The sequence below is a fragment of the Streptomyces sp. RerS4 genome (assembly GCF_023515955.1).
Lineage (GTDB): Bacteria > Actinomycetota > Actinomycetes > Streptomycetales > Streptomycetaceae > Streptomyces.
The window spans coordinates 500,531-519,463 of sequence record NZ_CP097322.1 but is presented as its reverse complement, the minus strand read 5'-3'; the positions used below and the strand labels follow the sequence as shown (position 1 = coordinate 519,463).

Below are 18,933 nucleotides of genomic sequence, written 5' to 3'. Positions count from 1 at the left end.
AGGAGGGCCCCGGGCACTACCGCCCGGGGCCCGCCTCAACTGCCCCCCACCGCTGGTGGTCCGAGCCGTCGCAGGGCGTCGCCCGCAGTCCCTGGCCGCCGTCGGTCAGACAGGTTCCGGACGAGCGGCTCTTGACCTCGACCGACGCGTCGTCCAAGGCCGTCACCGTCCACCGCTGGGAAGGGGCCCGCGTACAACTCGCCGCGCGCAGCCCGGAGGCGGCGTCGTCCAGGCAGGCCCCCGTGGCGTGATTGCGCACCTCACCGCTCCCGTCGGGCAGCGATCGGACCGTCCACCGCTGGTGGCTCGTGCCGTTGGGCGCGTGCGTACGCAGCCCCCTGTCGAGGCTGTGGTCCAGGCGGCTCCCCGTGGCGCGGTTGGCGAAGGTCCTCGGGCCCTCGGGCTGCTGCCGCGCGCCACCCGGCCCCAGTCCCCGGGCGGACGCGTCCCGCCCGGCCGGGGGTTCCGACGGCCGGAGGAGGAACCCGGACGCGAGGCCCGCGCACAGCAGAGCGCCGCACACGCCCCCGACGAGCCACACCCGGCGCCGCCGTACCCACACGCCGGCCCGGCGGCGTAACAGCTCCCACACCGTCGATCGCGTTTGCGAACTGACGTTCTGTTCCGTACCGGTGTGCCGATCGTCGAAGCCCGTCACGTTCGCCCCTTTCCGCAGCCTCCCACCGCTACCCGGAAGGCCGTTCCCTGCCCCGGGACGGTCCCGCCCCGGCCGGTCGGAACCTTAGGGATCCGGCCATCGCCGAAGCAAACGGTCCCGTGCCCCAGGTCGCACGGAGTCACGACGCGCACGTCGGGTCGGGCCAACTTCAGCATCTGACCGAAACCCGTGAGGGTCCCGCTGGTGCCGAAGCCGCAGACGAAGTAGTCCAGGCGCTTGCCGGCGAAGTCGCTGAGGATCTCGGCCGCCGTCGTCTCGCGGTGGTAGGCGGGATCGGCCGGGTTGTCGAACTGCCGGGAGCGGAACCAGCCGTGCTTCTCGCCCAGTTCGTCGGCCCTGGCCCGTCCGCCGGCACTGCCCTCGGCGACGGCGGGGAAGAGGATCACCTTGCCGCCGTACGCCCGGATGACCTTGCGCCGCTCCACCGAGAAGTCGTCGCCCATGACCGCCACGAACCGGTACCCGCGCGCGGCGGCCACCATCGCCAGGGCGACGCCCACGTTGCCCGAGGTGCATTCCACGATCGTGTCGCCGGGCTTCAGCTCCCCTGTCGCTCGGCGTCGAGGATGACCGAGAGCGCGAGGCGGTCCTTCACGGAGCCGCCGGGGTTGAACGACTCGACCTTGGCGTAGAGCGTGACGTGGTCCGGCGCGATGCGGTTCAGCTTGACGATCGGCGTGCGGCCGATGGTGTCGAGGACGCTGTCGTACAGAGGCATGGGAAACCGTCCTTCGCAGGCGAATACGGCCTTCGCGGGCCCGGTCGGGCCGCCGGTGGCGGTCTCGGTCGGTCGGGGCGGGCGTGTCGCGGGTGGTACGTCCGCCCGCCCCTCTCCGGTGGGTCCCGTCAGCTCACATGGCGGGCGATGGCGCGAGAGCAGTCGAGCGTTTCGGTGCGGGTGGTGTCGACCTCCACGTCGTACACGACGCCCTTGTGCACGGTCTCGGCCTGCAGCACCGCCATGCCGGGCACGCGGTTCCCGCGGGCGATCTCCCGGCCCGAGGCGGTCTCGGGGTCGCAGCGCACGCCGACCCACAGCACGTCGAGGCCTTCGAGGTGTCCGCGGAGGCGCTCCTGGTCGGTCCGACCGCCGAGGAAGACGTCGTCGATGATGATCCGGGCGCCCGCCCGAGCCATCGCGGCGACGCCCTTCGTCCAGGCGGTTTCGAGCGCGCGCCAGTCGTCGCCGAGGACGACCTCGCCACCCTGCCCGAACGCGACGCCGGAGTCCGAGTCGAGCAGGGAGGGCGGCAGCCGGTCGATCAGGTCATCCACGCCCATGTTGATCCAGGGCTGGGGGAGAATCGCCTTGAGGCAACGGACGATCCCGGACTTGCCGGAACTGGATCCGCCGTTCAACACGATGACTTGGGTACTCACTCGATGAACTCGCCTTCCACGGTTTTGCGTTGTGTTGCGCGGTGTTGCGCGGTGTTGCGCGGGTGACCGGTTGGTTGGACCGTGAGTCATGCGCCTGCGGCGCCGACCGGCTGCTCGGCGCGTGCCGAGAGGCGCACGGGCCGTTCGGGCTCGCTCGTCACCTCACGCAGTATGCCGACGTACTCGTCCGGCATCCGCTGTGCGGTCGACCGGTCCAGGACATCGGTGCTGTACGGGAGCAGCACCACCAGCTCGTCCTCGTCCTCGACCTCGTTGATCTTGATCGTCAGATCGGCCTTGGCCGTGCCGTTGTCCACGAGCCACGGCACCGCGTCGGTGCCGGTGAGCCCGGCCGGCGGTCGCAGCGGGCCCTGATGGGCGAGGACCACCTGGACGAGGGGCCGGCCCGAGGCGCCGGCGCGGGCTTCGACGGCCCGCACCACGTCGTTGAACGCCACGTGCTGGTGCTCCAGGGCCTCCTGGACCTGGCCGTCGAGGTCGCCGAGTACGCGCGACGGGGCCCGGTCGTCGCCGAGGGACACCCGCATCGCCGCGGTGTTGGTGAAGAAGCCGATGACGTCCTCGGACTCCCTGTTCGGGCGCCCGGAGAAGGGCGAGCCGATGAGCACGTCATGCTGCCCGGTGTGCCGGGCCACCAGGACGGCGAGCGCGAGGAGGCAGACGGCGTACGGCGTGGTGCCCGCCTCCTTCGCCAAACCTTCGACGGCCTGCCGTAGTTCGGCGCCCGAGCCCTGGTTGAGCCGCGCGCCCCGATGGCTGAACGAGGGCGGCCGCGGAACGGAGGTCGGCAGACGCCGCGCGCACGCCCGAGGCGCCCACACGACCGCCCCGACCGTCGCGCCCAGGCCGGCGAGAAGCCGCCCGGCGCCGGCTCTCGCCGGTGATTGTCCGCTCATGCCCCGAAGGGACGCAGGAGCCCAGCCCCCGGTTCCGGGCCGCCGACATCGGGGCCGAGCCCTGGAAGTTGTCAGGGACGAGTCAGGGTTTCGTGGGTCCTTGCCCGATCGCGGGACCGCGCGGCCGCCGACAGGATCGACGCATGACGACGAACCGACACCGGGTCAGCCGTCGGACCGCCCTGACGGGGACCGCCCTCGATCGCCGCCGACGCCAGGCCGCTGCTGCGCACCTCGCCCATCACCGATCCGGCCGCGTTCGGCCGGGCCGCGCTGATCGAGGCCCTCGCCCGCGCCGGCGTCGAGGTCACGGCCGCCGCGACGGGCCCCAACCCGGTCGCCCGGCTGCCGCGCGACTACGCGGGCCGGCCGCGCGTCGCCGCGTACACCTCACCGCCGTACGAGCAGTACGCCGAGCTGATCCTCAAGGTCAGCCACAACCTGGGCGCCAACCTGGGCATCTGCCTCATGAGCGTCACCACCGGCAGCCGGCAGTGCGCCGCCGGCTTCCCGGTCCTCGCCGACTTCCTGGACCGGGCGGGCGTCGACCGCGAACAGGTGGAACTCATGGACGGCCGGGGAGGCAACCCCGCCGACCGCGCCACGCCCGAGGCACTCGTACAGATGCCGGCCTACTGGCAGCGCACCCCGCAGGCCCGGCGCTTCCGGGAGGCACTGCCGATCCTCGGGGTCGACGGGCTCCTGGCCCAGAACTGCCGCTCCTGCCCGGCCCGCGGCAAGGTGTTCGCGAAGACCGGCGCGGCCGTCGGCGGGGACGCCCTCAACGACCGCCTCTCCGTCGGCGCCATCACCATCGCCGGCTACCTCGACAAGGGCGGAGGCCGCTTCCAGACCTTCTACGCCGGTGTCACCGGCGCCACCACACCGTCCGCCGACACCGCCGACGTCGTGGCCATCGCGAACGACCTCGCCCTGATCGCCGCCTACCTTCAGGAATCGCCGCCCTGAGGACCGCCGCACGCCTCAAGGAACGCGGGCGTCGGAACGTAGAAGAGGCTGCCGGTCACCGCCGTGGAGAAGTCGAGGAGCCGGTCGTAGGCGGCATCCGGCGTGCCGAGGAACATGTTCCGCAGCATCTGCTCGACGATCGACGGCGTACGGCAGTAGCCGATGAAGTACGTCCCGAACTCCCTTGCCGCGAGCGAGCCGAAGGACAGGTTCAGGCGGACGATCTCCAACTCCTCGCCGTCCGCGTCCTCGACCTGGTTCACCGCCACGTGGGAGTCCGCCGGCTGGTCCTTCTCGGAGAGTTCGACGTCCTCCGTCTTGGTACGGCCGATGACCCGCTGCTGTTCCTCCACCGGCAACGCGCTCCAGGCGTCGATGTCGTGGAGGTACTTCTGCACGACGACGTAGCTGCCGCCCGCGAAGGCGGGGTCCTCCTCGCCCACGAACACCGTGCGTTCCGCGCCCGTGCCGGTCGGGTTCTCCGTGCCGTCGGCGAAGCCGAGCACGTTGCGGCGGTCGAACGAGGTGAAGCCCCGGGTCTCGTCCACCACCGTCGCGGCGCCGCCCAGGCGCCGCGTGATCAGCCCGGCCAGCTCGAAGCACGTGCCCTCGTGCCGCGCCCGGACGTGCAACAGCAGATCCCCGTCCGTCGCCGGGGCGACGTGCCGTGCGCCCCTCAGCGGGACGAACGGATGGAGCTCCGCCGGCCGGGGAGAGCCGAACAGCCGGTCCCAGGCACGGGATCCGATGCCCACGACACAGCCGAGCTCGTCCTCCGGCACCCGGAAGCCGACGGAACGCACCAGGGCGGGCATGTCGGCCAGGACGTCACGGACGACCTGCTCGGAGCCTTCGGCGAGGGTGAGGACGAGGAAGACGGCCGCCCGGCTCGGCGGCGCGATCACGGACTGGTTCGGTGGAGTCGGCACGGGTTCTCCTCGGACGTCTGCCCGGCGGCGGCCGGGGGCCGGCAGATGTGGCCCACCATGCCTGCCCACGCCGCCCCGTCCTACCCCGCCCGCGGCCAAAGGATCCGAAGGTATGGAACCGATCCCCGCCGCTCGAACGCCGCACCGGATACGCCACGCGGGCGGGGCCGTTCGGCCCCGCCCGCGTCCGTGTCCGCCCGCGCGCCCGCGTCGGCCGGGATCAGCTGCCGTTGGACACGTTGCCGGAGAGGACCGGGATGTTGCTGAGGATGTGCGAGAGCGGCTCGTCGCCCTTGGCCTGGGTGGAGTTCTCGGTGCACTGCTGGTTCTGCGGGTTGGACAGGACGTTGATGTCCTGGACGCCGACGTTGACCAGGGCCAGGATCGACTGCGCGTTGACCTTGACGGGCAGGCCGACGCAGGGCTTGTTCAGGGTGCCCTGGACCAGGCCGAGCTGCGGGCTCTGGTCGCCGTGGGTCTTCTGGTTGCCGTAGGCCTGGACGGAGTTGTTGCCGTTGACCGTGTTGACCCCGTTGTCGTTGCCGATGGCCATGGCCGGGGCGGCGACGGCGGCGCTGACACCGAGGACGGACGCGGCGGCCGCGGCCGTACCAACAACCTTCTTGAGCATGGTCATCCTGTTCATCGTGGGGGAGTGGTGGCACCGTGCGGTGCTCGGTCGATTCAACGGCGCTCGGGGACCCGGGGGTGTGCTCTGCCACCCGCCTGGGTGAGAGGAACGCCTCGACGGGCCTGCCGCGGACGGGAGACGGAGCACTGCTCGACCGCTGCTAGGGTGACGTGCGCCCGTCAAGATGGGCCTTTCGCACACTGAATTCCAACGGGGTAGAACGTGAAACTTCGTCATGTCCGCGCGGTCGCCGTCTTCGGTATCGCCGTCATCGCCCTCACCGGAGCCCGTGGCTCCCACGGCGCCAGTTGTGGCGGCGGTGGCAGCTCAAGCTCCGGCTCGGGCTCCTCCGGCGGCTCCTCCAGCAGCTCCTCGGGCGGCTCCTCCGACAGCTCCTCCGGCGGTACGACCGGCAGCACGACCGGCGGCAGCGACAGCTCCGCGTCCAGCTCGGGCGGCGTCTCGGTGCCCGGCGGGTCCGGCAGCAGGAACAAGGCCGAACGCGACATCAAGATCGACAGCTGCAAGATGGACGCCTCGGGCAAGAACCTGGTCGCCCGACTCACCGTCACCAACAGCGGCTCGGTGGACTACACGTACAACATCACCATGAAGTTCCGCGGCAGCGCCACCGCGACCGCCTCCGCGAACGCGATCCCCGCCACGGCGCGGGTCTCCAGCCTCACCGTGAAGGCGGGCGCCTCCCAGCAGACGCAGGCCACGACCCCGTACCTGGGCAAGGGTGACGGCAGCGAGTACAAGGAGTGCGTCGTCTCCGACGCGTCCAAGAGCGCTCTCTGACGGGACTGCCTGACGGGACGTCACCTCACAGCACCGGACCCCGGGACCGAAAGGTCCCGGGGTCCGGTGGTCACTTCGCTGACCGCCCGGACCAACGATCCGGGCCCCTCGGCGTCACGGCCTCACGCCGACCGATCCTTCCCGCCGCTCGGGGCGGAGGGGGTCAGCGGCTCGCGCCGAAGTTCTGCGTCCAGTAGTGGTTCGGCTGGGCGAGGCCGATGCCGATCTCCTTGTAGGAGCAGTCGAGGATGTTCCGCTTGTGCCCGGGGCTGCTCATCCAGCCCTCCATGACCTGCTCGGGGGTGCTGTAGCCGTACGCGACGTTCTCGCCGTACGTGCGCCACGTGTAACCGGCGCGGGTGATGCGCTGCCCCGCGTCGGAACCGTCGGAGCCGGTGTGGGACATGTTGCCGTGGGCGGCCATGTCCGCGCTGTGGTCCTGCGCGGCCTTCGTGAGCTTGTCGTTGATCGTGAGCGCCGGGCACTGGACGGCGGCGCGCTCCTTGTTGACGAGTTCGAGGACCCGGGCGGCTGCGCCGGAGACCGAGGCGTCGGAGCTCGGGGCGTCCGCGGCGGGCGCCTCGGGTGCCGGCGCCTCGGGGGCCGGCGTGGCGGGAGCGGGCTTGGCGGGCGCCGGAGCGGCCTGCGTCCTGACGGCGGCCGGTGCGCGGTGGCGGGGGGCCTCGGCCTGCGGCCGGTCCTGGCGCGAGTCCGCGACGGGCGTCGCGGGGGCGTCCGCGTCGCCGCTGCCGTCGGAGGCGACGGGGCTGTCCGACGGGGTGGTCGCCGGCGCGGGGAAGCTCGGGGGGACCACGGGGACGTCCTGCCGGTGGAGGCTCTCCTGCCGGCTGACGTTGCGCGTCGGGCCCGTGTCCTGCGGGCCGAGGCATGCCATGGCGGCCGTGGGCACGCCCACGATGGCCAGAGCGCCGACGGCGACGGCTATCTTCTTATGACGGGTTTTCTTGCGGTGCTTCCTCATGCGTGACCTCATTCGGTGATCGCGAAGCCCCCGGCGTCCGACCTGCCCGGGGCGCCGGAATGCCGCCATTCTTAGAAGTCCGCCGGTGACCTGGCAAGTTCCCCTTTCCCGACCGAAGGGGAATTCCGGTGCGCGGCTTGAATCGACCGGAAGATCGTGCATTGCGTCGAAGGGGCGACCGCGGCGGGACGCTGATGCGTCACCAGAATCACCCGTGACCAGTCCGATTGGCGAAGCGGGATCCGTAATGATCAATTCCGTTTCCGGCCGTGAGGGGAATGTCAATCCCAAACCGGACAAGTGCCGATATGTCGACCCCGCTCCGGTGCCCCGACGCCGCACGAACCGACCTGAACGCCGTGACGCATGTCACGCCTTCCCGCCCACCGAAATCACGCCGCGGCGTGGATCATCCGGTTCGCTGTCATTGCGCCGACGAAACGCACGCACGACGAACAGGATTGCGAGGGTGGCGCGTGCCCGGACCGGCGGTCGAGTCCCTTCACCGATCCTTGACGATTCGCGCTCGTCCACAGGGGCTGACGGCTGCGCGGGCAGCTGCCACGATGATCCCTGTGTCGCGAAAGCGCCGGTTGTGCGCGGTGCGCATTCAGGCATCGCACTCCGGCGGTCCTACACCCGGAAAGGGCGGATCCCACATGAGCGTTTCCTCCTCCGCGACGTGCTTAGGCGGTGGCCAGGGCATGGGAATGGACGACCAGGACGACCAGGTGCGGCTTTATTACAGCCGCAAGACGCTCGACATCCTGCACAAGTACGGCCCCGGCCCACGCGTCCACTTCCACCTGGGCCTCTTCGCGGACGGGTCCCATCCGCCGACGGCCGTCCCCCAGGCCGTGCTCAGGCAGCGGATCACCGACGCGCAGGAAGCGATAGTCGAGCACGCCGCCCGCTCCTGGGGCGCGTACGAGAAGCCCCCGCGCCGCCTGTTGGACATCGGCTGCGGGCTGGGCGGCGGGTCCCTCTACTGGGCCCAGCAGCACGGCGCGCAGGTAACCGGGCTGACCATCGCGCCCGAACACGTCCCGATCGTACGGGAATTCGCCCGTCAGGCCGGGGTCTCCCGGCAGGTCACCCCCATCCTGGGGGACGTCCACGACCTGCGTGAACACCACGCCTACGACGCCGCCTACGCCAACGAGAGCAGCGGCTACACCGACCGCACCCGCCTGTTCGAGGTCGTCGCCGAAGCCCTGGAACCCGGCGGCTGGTTCGGCATCCAGGAGCACTTCCTGCGCGAACTCCAATGGCGCGGCTTTATCGACCGGTATTACAGAACCCGACTCGGCACCCGCACGGAATACCTGATCGCCGCCGAGGCGGCCGGATTCGAACTGGCGCGGGACGAGGACGTCACCGACGTCGTCGCCGAGTTCTGGACCCAGTCCACGGCCTGGAACACCGCCGAACTCGAACGCCTCCGAGCGGGCGGCGCCACGGCCGGCGGCTGGAGCCCGGAGCGGTTGCGGGAGTCGACGCGCACCCAACGCCGCCTCCTCGGCCTCTGGCGCGACCACGCCGTGGAAACCCGTCTCCTGCTCTTCCGGCTCGGAGGAGGGCGATGACCGAAGCACCGCCCAGACCGTCCCGCCTCGGCCCGCGACTGCCGGCCTTCTACTGCCCCTTGGAGCGCGACGCCGTCCACCCCGAGGCCAAGCGCATCGAGGCCCGCGCCGTCGCCTGGCTGGACGACTTCGGCCTCTACCCCGACCCGGTGGAGCGGGCCTGGGGCCTCGCGACCCACAGCGCCGACTTCTCCTGCCGCATCATCCCGCGCGGGGACACGGAGGCCCTGCTCCTGTTCGTCGAGTGGAACTACTGGGCCAACGCCGTCGACGACTGGCAGGACTCCGGCGCCGCCGAGGTCTCCGCGGCGGCCGTCACCGAGCACGGCGCACGCCTCCTGCGCACCATCGAGAACCCCGACGCGGCCCTGCTCCCCGACGGCCCCGCCACCCGCGCCCTACGGGACCTCGTGGAGCGCACCCACGCCCTCCTCACACCCCACGAACTGCGCCGCTTCGTCGAAGGGACGCGGGACTGGCTGCTGGGCGCCGCCTGGCAGGCCACCCAGGCCGAGCAGCGGACCATGCCCGGCCTGAACGACTTCGCCGCCCTCGGGGCCCTGGCCAACGGCACCCGCTTCTCCCTCACCTGGTCCGACGTCGCGGGCGGGATCCGCCTGCCCCCGGACGTGCTCCACGCGCCCGCCCTCCAGGCGCTGACCGACGCCGCCGGCTTCGTCGTCAGCGCGGACAACGACCTGTTCTCCTACGACAAGGACGACCACGTCGAACCCAGGGAGGTGAACCTCGTCAACGTCATCGCCCACCGGGAACAATGCGCACCGGCCGAGGCCGTCCCCCTCGCGGTCGCCCTGCGGGACCGGGTCATGAGCCTCTTCGTGCGCCTGAGAGCCCAGTTGGCCGCCGAAGCCGACGCGGCGACGGTCGGCGACGGTCAACTGGCCCGCCACCTGGAGGGTTTGGGCCACTACGTGGCCGGCTCCATCGCCTGGCAGACCCGCGCACCACGCTACGCCTCCCCCCGCAACCGCCACGCGCTCCCGCTCGCGGAAGCGCGGTTCGACATCCGCTACGCGGACCGGCCGAGCGACCCCGGGACCGGCCCGCCCCCACTGCCGGCGATCGCCGGCTGGTGGTCACACCTGCGCACCTGAACGCACGCGGGGCCCCGACCGTCCACGGTCGGGGCCCCATCACCCACGCATCGCGCCGACTCAGCGCAGCCGCAGCAACCTGCGCCACCAGGACGCCCTACGCGGCCGCACGACCCCCACGGGAGGCGGCGGCATGAGCGGCGGCTGCGCGGGAGGCGCGGGCGGCGCCGGCACGGCGGCGGGCTGCGCGGCATGCGCCGGATGCCCGGCCGGCTGCTCGGGCCGCTCGTACGGCGTCCGCACCGGACGCGGGGTGAACCGTACCGGCAGCGACAGCAGGTGCCGCGACATCAGCGTGCCGCGCCACCGAAGCTCATCGACGCGTACCGCCAGCTGGACGTCGGGCAGTCGGTCCAGCAGCACCTCGATCCCGGTGTCCGCGATCGCGCGGCCGATGTCCTGACCGGGGCACTCGTGCGGACCGCCGCTGAAGGACAGGTGCGAACGGTTCCCGCGCACCGAGGTCTCCGGGGTGGGTCGGATCTGCGGATCCACGTTGCCCGCCGCCAGACCGAGCAGCAGCATGTCCCCGGCCTTCACCTCCTGCCCGCCGAGCACGGTGTCGCCCGTGGCCCACCGCCCGATGATCGTGTTGATGGGCGGGTCGTCCCACAGGACCTGCTCGATGGCGTCCGGCAGGGTCATGTGGCCGCCCGACAGGCTGGCGCGGAACCGCTTGTCGGTCAGGACCGTCCGCAGCGTGTTCGCGATCAGGTTCGCGGTGGTCTCGTAAGCCGCGATCAGCACGACGCGCAGGTGCATGAGCACCTCCGTGTCGGTCAGCTGCGCCGGATGCTCCAGCAGCCAGGAGGCCAGGTCGTGCGCCGGCTCCGCCTTCCGCTGCGCGACCAACTGCTCCAGCGTGGACGTGACGTAACGGTCGCTCGTCAGGGCCGTCTCCGTGCCCTGCAACATGTCACGCGCCGCCTTCACCAGCCGCGGCCCGTGCTCGTCGGGTGCCCCCACCAACTGCGTCATCACGAGCATCGGCAGCTCGTCGGAGAAGGCGGCCACCAGGTCGGCGTATCCGTCACCGGCCACCCGGTCCACGAGCTGGTTGGCGAAGCGGGTCACGTACCGGCGGATGCCGCGCTTGTCGAAGCGCTCCAGGGACTCCACCACCGCCCGGCGCAGTCGCTCGTGGACGGGCCCGTCGGTGAAGTTGCACACCGGCACCCAGGACACCATCGGACCGAGCGGCGTGTCCGCGGGCACCCGGCCCTCGCGCATGTCGCGCCAGCCCCGCGGGTCGCGCGCGAACCGCGAGGGGGTGCGCGCCACGTCGAGGTTCTCCCGGTGGCCGAGCACCAGCCACGCGGGAAGGTCCCCGCTGACGAGGACGGGCGCGACCGGACCGTACTCGGCGCGGAGCTTCTCGTAGAGGCCCATCGGATCGGCCTCCGCCTCCGGACCGTGGAGCCGGTACGGTCCCGACGCGAACCCCGCGTCGTGGGCCGGGCACCCCGGCGGCGGGGTGGGGTTGGTGGTCACATTGCCTCCGGGGTAGCGGCCTGCGCGTGCAGGTAGCGCATGAGGGTCAGCAGGACATCGCGGCACGATTCCCGACTGCGCGCGTCACAGGCGAGGATCGGGACCGAGGGGGGCAGGTCGAGGGCCGCACGCAACTCCTCGACGGGGTGGTGGGGGGCGCCGGGGAAGGTGTTGACGGCCACGACGAAGGGCACGCCCCGTTCCTCCAGACGGCCGATGACGTCGAAACTGATCGCCGGCCGGCGGGTGTCGAGGAGCACGACCGCACCGAGCGCGCCCTCGAACAGACCACGCCACAGGAACCAGAACCGCTCCTGGCCGGGCGTCCCGAACAGGTACAGGACGAGTTCGTCGTTGATGCTGATGCGGCCGAAATCCATGGCCACGGTCGTCGTGGTCTTACGGGCGACCCCGCGCGTGTCGTCGACGCCGATGCCGGCCCTCGTCATGGTCTCCTCGGTGGTGAGCGGTTTGATCTCGCTCACCGCGCCGACCAGCGTCGTCTTGCCCACTCCGAAACCGCCCACGATGACGATCTTCACGGCGGCCGTCACCGACTGCGGGAGCACATCCGCGCTCCGCGGCCCGACGGCCGTGTCAGAGCTTCTGAAGTCCATTGATCACTGCCTCGATCAGAGCGACGTCGGGTAGCTGGGCGGCGGGAACGGGCGGGCGTACCTGCACGTGGCGCGCGGTCACCATGTCACCGACCAATACGGTGACCGCGCTCACGGGCAGCCCGGAGTACGCGGCGATCTCGGCCACGGACAGCGGCGACGGGCACATGCGCAGGATCGCCGCGTGCTCGGGCTGCATCTCCGGTTGGGCCATCGCCTTCGCGACGACCAGGGTCACCAGGTCGAGTTCGGTGGAGACGGACGGTTCGCTACGGCCACCGGTGATCACATACAGCCTCTCGGGGCTGTCGCCCTCCCACGTCCCGGGCGGTTCACTCACGCGGGGTACCCGTCGTGCCGGGGCGGAGTGCTCAGGTGCTCTCCGAGCCGGCTGACGAGGTCGCGCATCCGGGCGCCCATCAGTCCGGCGTCCACACCCTCGTCGGCGAGGACCGCGAGGTACGAGCCGTCACCGGCGGCCATGAGGTAGAAGAACCCGCCGTCCATCTCGATGACGACCAGACGCATCCGACCGTTGGAATGCGGCAGTTCGCCGGCGACCGCCGCGGCCAGGCTCTGGAGTCCCGCGCACGCCGCCGCCAGCCGGTCGGCCGTGTCCGTCTCCGCCCCGTGCTGCGCCACGCACAGCCCGTCGGCGGAGAGCACGACCACGTGCCGGGTCTGCGGCACCCCGGTGGCCAGGTCCTTGAGCATCCAGTCCATGTTGCTGCTTCGCTGAGTCATCATCGCTTACGTCCCTTTGATCGCTGTGCCCGACGTGTCCCCGGTGTCCTCGCCGTCCTGACCGGAGGCACCGGAGAGCCCGCTGTGGAAGGCCTCCAGCCACATGCCGGGGCCCTTCTGCGTCCCTGAAGCCGGCGGCCCGTCCAGCGGGAAGGCGTCGGCGGAGACGGCGCGGCTCTTCCGGCGCCGCTGAGGCAGACCGGTGGCGGTGATCCCGACGACCGAGGTGATCTCCTCCTCCTCGTCGGCCGCGTCCCGTCCCGCCCGGGGCGCCGGCGCCGGGCGGGGCACGACCGCCGCCGCGGGCCGCTCGGCGGGGTGTTCGCGCGCGGCGGGGGCGGCCCGCGGACCGGAGGAAGACCCGATGCCGTGCGCCAGGCCCGTCGCCGCGGCGGCCGTCGTGACCAGGTGCTGCGGGACGATGACCACGGCGCGGACACCGCCGTACGCGGACGAACGCAACGACACCTGGAGCGCGTACGACTGCGCGAGGCGACCGACCACCGCGAGACCGAGCCGGGGCGTTTCGCCGATGTCGTTCAGGTCGATGCCGTGCTGCGCCTGCGCGAGCATCCGCTCGGCCCGCCGGTGGGCCTCCTCGCTCATGCCCAGACCGCCGTCCTCGATCTCCACGGCGATGCCCGACTGCACCTCGACGGCCGTCAGATGGACCCGGGTGTGGGGCGGCGAGTAGCGGGTGGCGTTGTCCAGCAGTTCGGCGATGGCGTGGATCAGCGGCTCGACGAGGGGCCCGATGACGGCGACCTGCGCGACCGAATGCAGGTCCACGCGCTGGTAGTCCAGGATCCGCGACATCGCGCCGCGCAACACGCTGTACAGGGTGACGGACCTGCTCCACTGGCGGCCCGGACGGGCCCCGCCCAGAACGGAGATGGAGTCGGCGAGCCGGCCGACCAGGGCGGTGCCGTGGTCCAGGCGCAGCAGGTCGCCGAACACGGCCGGATTGCGGCCGTGTCGGTCCTCCATGTCGCGCAGCTCCTGCGCCTGTTGGTGGACGATCGCCTGCACGCGGCGGGAGATGTTGACGAAGGCGCGCTGCGCCGAGTCGCGCAGGCCCTCCTCGTTGTCGACGGCGTCGACGACACGGGCCAGGACCCCTTGCAGCGCCACCCTGAAGCGGTGGGTGACGGCCGGGTCGTCGCCCCAGCGGTGGCCGGCGCCGCCGCGCCCGCCCAGGGAGTTGAGCACCTCCTCGGGCAACTCGCCCCGGCGCAGCCGATCGATCGCCTCGCCGAGCACTACCTCGGCCAGGCGTACGACCTCCTGTTCCTGCCGGAGCAGGGCGTGCCGGTAGGAGGCGATCTCGGCATCGCGGGAGGCCGCCGAGCGGCCTCGCCGCACGGCTTCCAGGAGCGCGGCGGCCGTACAGGCGCCGCCGACGGCGATCCAGACGGTGCGCGCCTCGCCGGCGGCGGAGACGAGGGCTCCGGCCAGGCAGGCCGCGGCCACGACCGCGATCACGGGCAGCGTCCAGTCTATTCCCGGCCGGGGCCGGGCCGATTCTGGTGGGGACTCTTGTTGCGCCATCAAGTTCCTCGAAGCGTCGAAAGAGGCGATCTTATGACCGGTCGGCGGGAGCATAACGGCGCCCAAACCCGCTCACGGGCAATTCCGTCGGAGTTCATCGGACCGGAGGATCGCATACGCGCCAAGAGGTCGACCGCGTCAATCCCGTTGAACGCGCGGCTATTCGTTCGCGTGTTTCAAAGCCGAGGTGACAGGCCTGTCGACTTGCCCGCACCTTCGGGAAATCGAACGCATTTCCCGAATGATTTCGGTCGTTCCCGAGGGTGGGGGTTGCGTCAGCGTCCTTGTGGTGCCTTGACGTTGTCGCCGAGCGTCACGAGCTCCGCGCACTTGCCGCCGTCCTCCGTGGTGCGGTTTAATAAATGAACAGCCATTTATTAACGAGCGGGAGCGAGAGGGGTGGCGACCGTGGGACGTCCCCGAGGGGTCGATGATCTGGTGATCCTGCGGGCCGCGGCCCGGGTCATGGGCCGGGTGGGGCCCCCGGGGCTCACGCTGGCCGCCGTGGCCCGCGAGGTGGGACTCGTACCGGGCACGCTCGTGCAGCGGTTCGGGTCCAAGCACGGACTGCTCCTCGCACTCGCCGACCAGTCCGTGAAGGACGCGCACGAGACGGCCGGACGCGTGCGTCGATCGCACTCCTCCGCGCTGGCGGCCGTCGCCGCCCTGACCACGGAATCGGCGGCCGTGATGGCCACACCGGAGAGCTACGCCCACCACCTGGCCTTCCTCTGCGCCGACCTCGTCGACCCGCAGCTCCACGAGCGCGCCCTCGCCGTCCACCAAGCCCACGGGCAGGCGATCGAGGAACTGCTGTCGGAGGCCGCCGCCACGGGGGAGCTACGCGCCGGAACCGACATCACGGCACTGGCCGCCACCGTCCAGGCGATCACCGCCGGGGCGGGCCTGACGTGGGCGCTCGACCGGCAGGGCGCCCTCGACCAGCGGCTCCGCCGGGAACTCGACGCCGTACTCGCCCCACACATCGAGGAGCAATCATGACGACCGACATACGTCCCCTGACCGGAAAGGTGGCCCTGGTCGCCGGTGGCACCCGGGGCGGCGGCCGGGGCATCGCCGTCGAGTTGGGCGCGGCCGGCGCGACGGTCTACGTCACCGGCCGCAGCAGCGCCGCCGGGCGCTCCGACCTCGACCGTCCGGAAACCATCGAGGACAGCGCCCGACGGGTCACCGCCGCGGGCGGCCTCGGCATCCCGGTCCGTACCGACCACAGCAGTCCCGAGGAGGTCCGGGCCTTGGTCGAGCGGATCGCGGCGGAGCAGGACGGGCGGCTCGACGTCCTCGTCAACTGCGTCTGGGGAGGCGACCCGTTGACCGACTGGGAACACCCCCTGTGGGAGCAGGACCTGGAGACCGGGCTCCGGCTGCTGCGGCAGGCGGTGGAGACCCACGTGATCACCAGCCGGTTCGCGCTGCCGCTGATGGTCGCGCGCAACAGCGGCCTGGTCGTGGAGGTCACCGACGGCAACACCGCCCGGTACCGGGGCTCGTTCTTCTACGACCTGGCGAAGTCCGCCGTGATCCGTCTCGCGGTCGGCCAGGCGGCCGAGCTGAAGCCGCACGGTGTCGCCGCCGTGGCGATATCCCCCGGCTTCCTGCGCTCGGAGGCCCTGCTGGAGCATTTCGGCGTCACCGAGGCCACGTGGACCCGAGGCGCGGAGCGGGACCCGAGCTTCGCCCACTCCGAATCGCCCGCCTACCTGGGTCGGGCCGTCGCCGCCCTGGCCGCCGACCGCCACGTCATGGCCAAGACCGGCAGGGCCCTCGCCACGTGGGGCCTGTACCGGGAATACGGGTTCACCGACGCGGACGGCACGCAGCCGGACTTCGCCGCCCACTGGGCGCGCGACCTGGAAGAGGAGCACGGGCCACTCGGCGACCCCCTGTGACTCCTCGAACGGGGTAGCCGCCTCCTTACGCCTCCTTACCTGTCGGTCCCGGTCCGGTGCGCCGTGAGCAGCAGGTATTCCCACTCCATGACCCCGTCGGCCAGGTGCCGGGCGGCCAGGTCCGCGAGGGCGGAGTCGAGGGCGTTCACCCGTTCGGGATCGTCGGCGATGGCGCGGTACGTGGCGATGGTCGGCCCGTAGCAGGTCTTGAAGAACTCGCGGAAGTCCTCCGGCCGGGCGAACCGGTCGACGCGCAGCGTCTGCCGGCGGGCGTCCACGTCGGTGACCCGGTCCCCGAGCAGGGTGTGCACGTGCTCCGGGTCGCCCCACAGCGGGGGCGGCTGGGCGCCGGGCGGTGGCGGGGGCGCGTACGGGCGCATGGTGGTGAACATCTGCCCGATGAACCCTTCGGGGGTCCAGTTGATCAGTCCGATGGTGCCGCCGGGGCGGCAGACCCGGACCAGCTCGTCGGCGGCCCGCTGGTGGTGCGGGGCGAACATGACGCCGACGCAGGACATCACCGTGTCGAACTCGCCCTCCGCGAAGGGCAGGGCCTCGGCGTCCGCCTCCCTCCAGTCCAGCCGCGCCCCGCGCCCCGTCGCGAGGTGGCGTCCGACCTCCAGAAGCTCGGGGGTGAGGTCGCAGGCCACGACGTCGGCGCCGAGGAGGGCGGCCGGGATGGCCGCGTTGCCCGCGCCGGCGGCGACGTCGAGCACGCGGTCCCCGCGCTGGACGCCGCACTCGCGTACCAGCAGGCCACCCAGCTCCGGGATGACGTGCGACGCCACGGAGGGATAGTCGCCCAGCGCCCACATGGCACGGTGCTTCGCCTTGAGGGCGTGGTCGGCTCGGGCTGCTTCGCTCGCCTCGGTCATGTCGGATTCCTCCGCCTTTACGCCGTTACGGTCGACTGTCCGAGCCTAGGTCCCCCCGTCCCGACCCGCGCGCCCGGGCCGGCAGCCCCGACGCTGCGCCGTGCTGCGCGCGGTCGCGCGGCTGGTGTGTAAATGAATCGCTTCCGCACCAGAACCGTGCAACTGTGGTGCGGTCATCACCTCGTTGAAAGGAAATCGCCATGGTTCAGCAGCTGCCTCCGCACCCCGACACGGAGCGCTACTCGGTGACGCTCTGCCCGCCCGCCGTGACCATCGTCTCCGAGCTCGTCGCGGCGAGCGGCGTCAGCAAGTCCGACGTCATCAACCGGGCCGTTCTCCTGCTCGGTTTCATCGAGCAGGAGCGGGCCAAGGGTCACGACCTGATGATCCGTGACACCGAAGGCGCTCTGGAGCGCATCCACATCATCTGATCCAGGTCAGCGAACGGGCGGGCGAGTCACGGGCCGCGCCAGATGTTGGCGAAGGCCGCGTTCTCGATGGATCGCCGCTGGCGTACGGCCTCCAGCTCCATCACCGCGTCGTGGGCGACGGCCAGCACGGTCGTCACCGAGTCGTCGTCGAGGCCGGGATCGTCCTCGGTTCGTTCGCCGTCGATGCCGACGACCGAGGCGAGCGCGGCGAGGACGGGCTCCTGTCCCTCCCGGCGCTCGACGGCCCGACGGCGGGCGGGGGTGTCGACCGGTTCCACGCGCTCGGCCCCGAACGGCGAGCGACCGCCGCGCTTGCGCGTCAGTTCACCGTCCTCCTCCAGGGCGGTCTGGTACGCCGCCGAGAGGTCACGGCCCCGGCGCCACAGCCAGTCCTCGATCCGCTCGTAGGGCGCCTGCCGAGTGAGGGCGGTCGCCGCCTCACCGAGGAGCCGATCGGCCGGCGCCGCCGGCTCGCCCGGTACGATGCGGTCGCCGTCCACGGTGATGGCGTGTGCGTCGATGAGGTCGATCAGCTCGGCTGCCGCGAGCGCGAGTGACAGGTCGCCCTGCCCCACGGAGCGCCGCTGTCGCGGGTCCATGGCGATGATGAACAGGTCTTTCGCCGTGGTCATGAACGGCTCCCCTCGGAGACATCGACTGTCACGATCAGTATCGCCCCCGCCCCGCGCTCGGAGTCAGGCCAGCAGTGCCGCGGCGTGCTCACGCGCCTGGCGCAGCCAGGACGCACGCGTTGCGTCGGTCGAATCGGTGACCGTACGGAAGACGACCCGGCGTACGTCGGTGACCCCGACGTACGGCAGGACGCAGGCCGACCAGATGCGGTCCAACGGATCCCCGAATTCGCTCTCCTCGCGGTCCGCCGGAGTGTCCGAGGTGTTCAGGACCAGGGCCCGGCCGGCCTTCAGCAGCCCGGCGGGCTCGCCCTGCGCGGATTCGAGCTTGTACGCCACACCGGGCGCCAGTACGCGCTGCACCCAGCCCGTGAGCACGGCGGGCGGCATGCCCCACCAGTTCGGGTGGATGAACACCAAGGTGTCGAGGGTGGCCACTTCGGCCTGGTGCAGAGCCACCTGCGGGTCGACGGCCACCCCGGCCGGTTGGACCGTCCGCGTCTCGGCGGCGGCGGATGAGGGTGTGAACCCTTCGGCGCAGAGATCGTGCGCGAGCACATGGCAACCGCGGCCGCGCAATTCCTCCACCACGGCCTCGAACACGGCGTGGTTGAAGCTGCCCGGACGTGGGTGTGCGAGATAGACCCCGGTACGCATTGTTCGTCCCCCTGTAGAAGCTGCGTGGGAGTGTACGCA

General features: G+C 71.5%; 23 protein-coding genes. 7 read left to right on the top strand and 16 right to left on the bottom strand.

The genetic code is table 11. The annotated features are described in order from the left end of the window. Positions 1–16 precede the first annotated feature (16 nt). The 5 genes from M4D82_RS02520 to M4D82_RS02505 all read right to left on the bottom strand — a co-directional run bounded on the left by M4D82_RS02520 (position 17) and on the right by M4D82_RS02505 (position 2,976). Positions 17–658 (bottom strand): RICIN domain-containing protein, encoded by a 642-nt coding sequence (locus M4D82_RS02520; protein WP_249764432.1) that lies wholly within the window; start codon positions 656–658, stop codon positions 17–19. Continuing rightward, positions 655–1,200, bottom strand: a complete 546-nt coding sequence (locus tag M4D82_RS02515) for a pyridoxal-phosphate dependent enzyme (protein WP_283844439.1) — start codon at positions 1,198–1,200, stop codon at positions 655–657. The genes M4D82_RS02520 and M4D82_RS02515 overlap by 4 nt, the downstream gene beginning before the upstream one ends. 17 nt (positions 1,201–1,217) lie before the next feature. Beyond that, positions 1,218–1,397 carry a pyridoxal-phosphate dependent enzyme gene (locus tag M4D82_RS33990; RefSeq protein WP_283844438.1) on the bottom strand — a complete coding sequence of 60 codons (180 nt, stop codon included), beginning with the start codon at positions 1,395–1,397 and terminating at the stop codon, positions 1,218–1,220. Between the two features lie 128 nt (positions 1,398–1,525). Continuing rightward, positions 1,526–2,059 (bottom strand): chloramphenicol phosphotransferase CPT, encoded by a 534-nt coding sequence (gene cpt, locus M4D82_RS02510; RefSeq protein ID WP_249764431.1) that lies wholly within the window; start codon positions 2,057–2,059, stop codon positions 1,526–1,528. A gap of 86 nt (positions 2,060–2,145) precedes the next feature. Further along, positions 2,146–2,976 carry a condensation domain-containing protein gene (locus tag M4D82_RS02505; protein WP_249764430.1) on the bottom strand — a complete coding sequence of 277 codons (831 nt, stop codon included), beginning with the start codon at positions 2,974–2,976 and terminating at the stop codon, positions 2,146–2,148. A 201-nt stretch (positions 2,977–3,177) separates the two neighbouring features. Between M4D82_RS02505 and M4D82_RS02500 the strand changes: the two genes are divergently transcribed. After that, entirely contained in the window at positions 3,178–3,945 is a 768-nt protein-coding gene (locus M4D82_RS02500) for a D-alanyl-D-alanine carboxypeptidase (protein WP_283844539.1), read from the top strand. Here the strand turns inward: M4D82_RS02500 and M4D82_RS02495 are convergent. After that, a complete protein-coding gene (locus tag M4D82_RS02495; protein ID WP_249764429.1) occupies positions 3,927–4,874 on the bottom strand; it encodes a Dyp-type peroxidase in 948 nt (315 codons plus the stop codon). The two genes, M4D82_RS02500 and M4D82_RS02495, sit on opposite strands and share 19 nt — an antisense overlap. 220 nt (positions 4,875–5,094) lie before the next feature. Then, entirely contained in the window at positions 5,095–5,505 is a 411-nt protein-coding gene (locus tag M4D82_RS02490; RefSeq protein ID WP_249771389.1) for a rodlin, read from the bottom strand. 222 nt (positions 5,506–5,727) lie between these two features. Here M4D82_RS02490 and M4D82_RS02485 point away from each other — a divergent pair, with 222 nt between their 5' ends. Further along, positions 5,728–6,306 carry a hypothetical protein gene (locus M4D82_RS02485; protein ID WP_249764428.1) on the top strand — a complete coding sequence of 193 codons (579 nt, stop codon included), beginning with the start codon at positions 5,728–5,730 and terminating at the stop codon, positions 6,304–6,306. Between the two features lie 163 nt (positions 6,307–6,469). On the opposite strand, the gene M4D82_RS02480 is transcribed toward M4D82_RS02485, so the two are convergent. Then, positions 6,470–7,288: a CAP domain-containing protein gene (locus M4D82_RS02480; RefSeq protein ID WP_249764427.1), complete on the bottom strand. Its 819-nt coding sequence runs from the start codon at positions 7,286–7,288 to the stop codon at positions 6,470–6,472. Between the two features lie 704 nt (positions 7,289–7,992). Here M4D82_RS02480 and M4D82_RS02475 point away from each other — a divergent pair. Together M4D82_RS02475 and M4D82_RS02470 are read left to right on the top strand one after the other, a co-directional pair. After that, positions 7,993–8,874 (top strand): SAM-dependent methyltransferase, encoded by an 882-nt coding sequence (locus M4D82_RS02475; protein ID WP_249764426.1) that lies wholly within the window; start codon positions 7,993–7,995, stop codon positions 8,872–8,874. Beyond that, the gene (locus tag M4D82_RS02470) at positions 8,871–9,989 is read left to right on the top strand and encodes a terpene synthase family protein (protein ID WP_249764425.1); all 1,119 of its coding nucleotides are present in this window, start codon (positions 8,871–8,873) and stop codon (positions 9,987–9,989) included. The genes M4D82_RS02475 and M4D82_RS02470 overlap by 4 nt, the downstream gene beginning before the upstream one ends. Before the next feature lie 60 nt (positions 9,990–10,049). Here the strand turns inward: M4D82_RS02470 and M4D82_RS02465 are convergent, their stop codons facing one another. From M4D82_RS02465 to M4D82_RS02445, 5 genes are read right to left on the bottom strand one after another with little or no spacing between them, the layout of a single operon-like run. Continuing rightward, positions 10,050–11,480 carry a cytochrome P450 gene (locus M4D82_RS02465; protein WP_249764424.1) on the bottom strand — a complete coding sequence of 477 codons (1,431 nt, stop codon included), beginning with the start codon at positions 11,478–11,480 and terminating at the stop codon, positions 10,050–10,052. Further along, complete coding sequence (locus M4D82_RS02460; protein WP_249764423.1) at positions 11,477–12,097, bottom strand: GTP-binding protein; 621 nt, start codon at positions 12,095–12,097, stop codon at positions 11,477–11,479. Before M4D82_RS02460 ends, M4D82_RS02465 begins: the two co-directional genes overlap by 4 nt. Beyond that, on the bottom strand, positions 12,078–12,437 hold the full coding sequence (locus M4D82_RS02455; RefSeq protein ID WP_249764422.1) for a DUF742 domain-containing protein: 360 nt from the start codon (positions 12,435–12,437) through the stop codon (positions 12,078–12,080). The genes M4D82_RS02460 and M4D82_RS02455 overlap by 20 nt, the downstream gene beginning before the upstream one ends. Further along, the gene (locus tag M4D82_RS02450; RefSeq protein WP_249771387.1) at positions 12,434–12,841 is read right to left on the bottom strand and encodes a roadblock/LC7 domain-containing protein; all 408 of its coding nucleotides are present in this window, start codon (positions 12,839–12,841) and stop codon (positions 12,434–12,436) included. The genes M4D82_RS02455 and M4D82_RS02450 overlap by 4 nt, the downstream gene beginning before the upstream one ends. A gap of 6 nt (positions 12,842–12,847) precedes the next feature. Continuing rightward, positions 12,848–14,389 carry a sensor histidine kinase gene (locus tag M4D82_RS02445; RefSeq protein ID WP_249764421.1) on the bottom strand — a complete coding sequence of 514 codons (1,542 nt, stop codon included), beginning with the start codon at positions 14,387–14,389 and terminating at the stop codon, positions 12,848–12,850. Positions 14,390–14,797: 408 nt separating this feature from the next. Here M4D82_RS02445 and M4D82_RS02440 point away from each other — a divergent pair, with 408 nt between their 5' ends. Beyond that, on the top strand, positions 14,798–15,391 hold the full coding sequence (locus M4D82_RS02440) for a TetR/AcrR family transcriptional regulator (RefSeq protein WP_249764420.1): 594 nt from the start codon (positions 14,798–14,800) through the stop codon (positions 15,389–15,391). Further along, positions 15,388–16,299, top strand: coding sequence for an SDR family oxidoreductase (locus M4D82_RS02435; protein WP_249764419.1), 912 nt, complete (start codon positions 15,388–15,390; stop codon positions 16,297–16,299). Before M4D82_RS02440 ends, M4D82_RS02435 begins: the two co-directional genes overlap by 4 nt. Before the next feature lie 35 nt (positions 16,300–16,334). Here the strand turns inward: M4D82_RS02435 and M4D82_RS02430 are convergent, their stop codons facing one another. Further along, positions 16,335–17,174 carry a class I SAM-dependent methyltransferase gene (locus M4D82_RS02430; RefSeq protein ID WP_249764418.1) on the bottom strand — a complete coding sequence of 280 codons (840 nt, stop codon included), beginning with the start codon at positions 17,172–17,174 and terminating at the stop codon, positions 16,335–16,337. A 200-nt stretch (positions 17,175–17,374) separates the two neighbouring features. On the opposite strand from M4D82_RS02430, the gene M4D82_RS02425 reads away from it, so the two are divergent. Further along, positions 17,375–17,605: a hypothetical protein gene (locus M4D82_RS02425; protein WP_249764417.1), complete on the top strand. Its 231-nt coding sequence runs from the start codon at positions 17,375–17,377 to the stop codon at positions 17,603–17,605. Between the two features lie 26 nt (positions 17,606–17,631). On the opposite strand, the gene M4D82_RS02420 is transcribed toward M4D82_RS02425, so the two are convergent. Continuing rightward, entirely contained in the window at positions 17,632–18,237 is a 606-nt protein-coding gene (locus tag M4D82_RS02420; RefSeq protein WP_249764416.1) for a GPP34 family phosphoprotein, read from the bottom strand. 63 nt (positions 18,238–18,300) lie between these two features. Then, the gene (locus M4D82_RS02415) at positions 18,301–18,894 is read right to left on the bottom strand and encodes an NAD(P)H-dependent oxidoreductase (RefSeq protein WP_249764415.1); all 594 of its coding nucleotides are present in this window, start codon (positions 18,892–18,894) and stop codon (positions 18,301–18,303) included. Positions 18,895–18,933 lie beyond the last annotated feature (39 nt).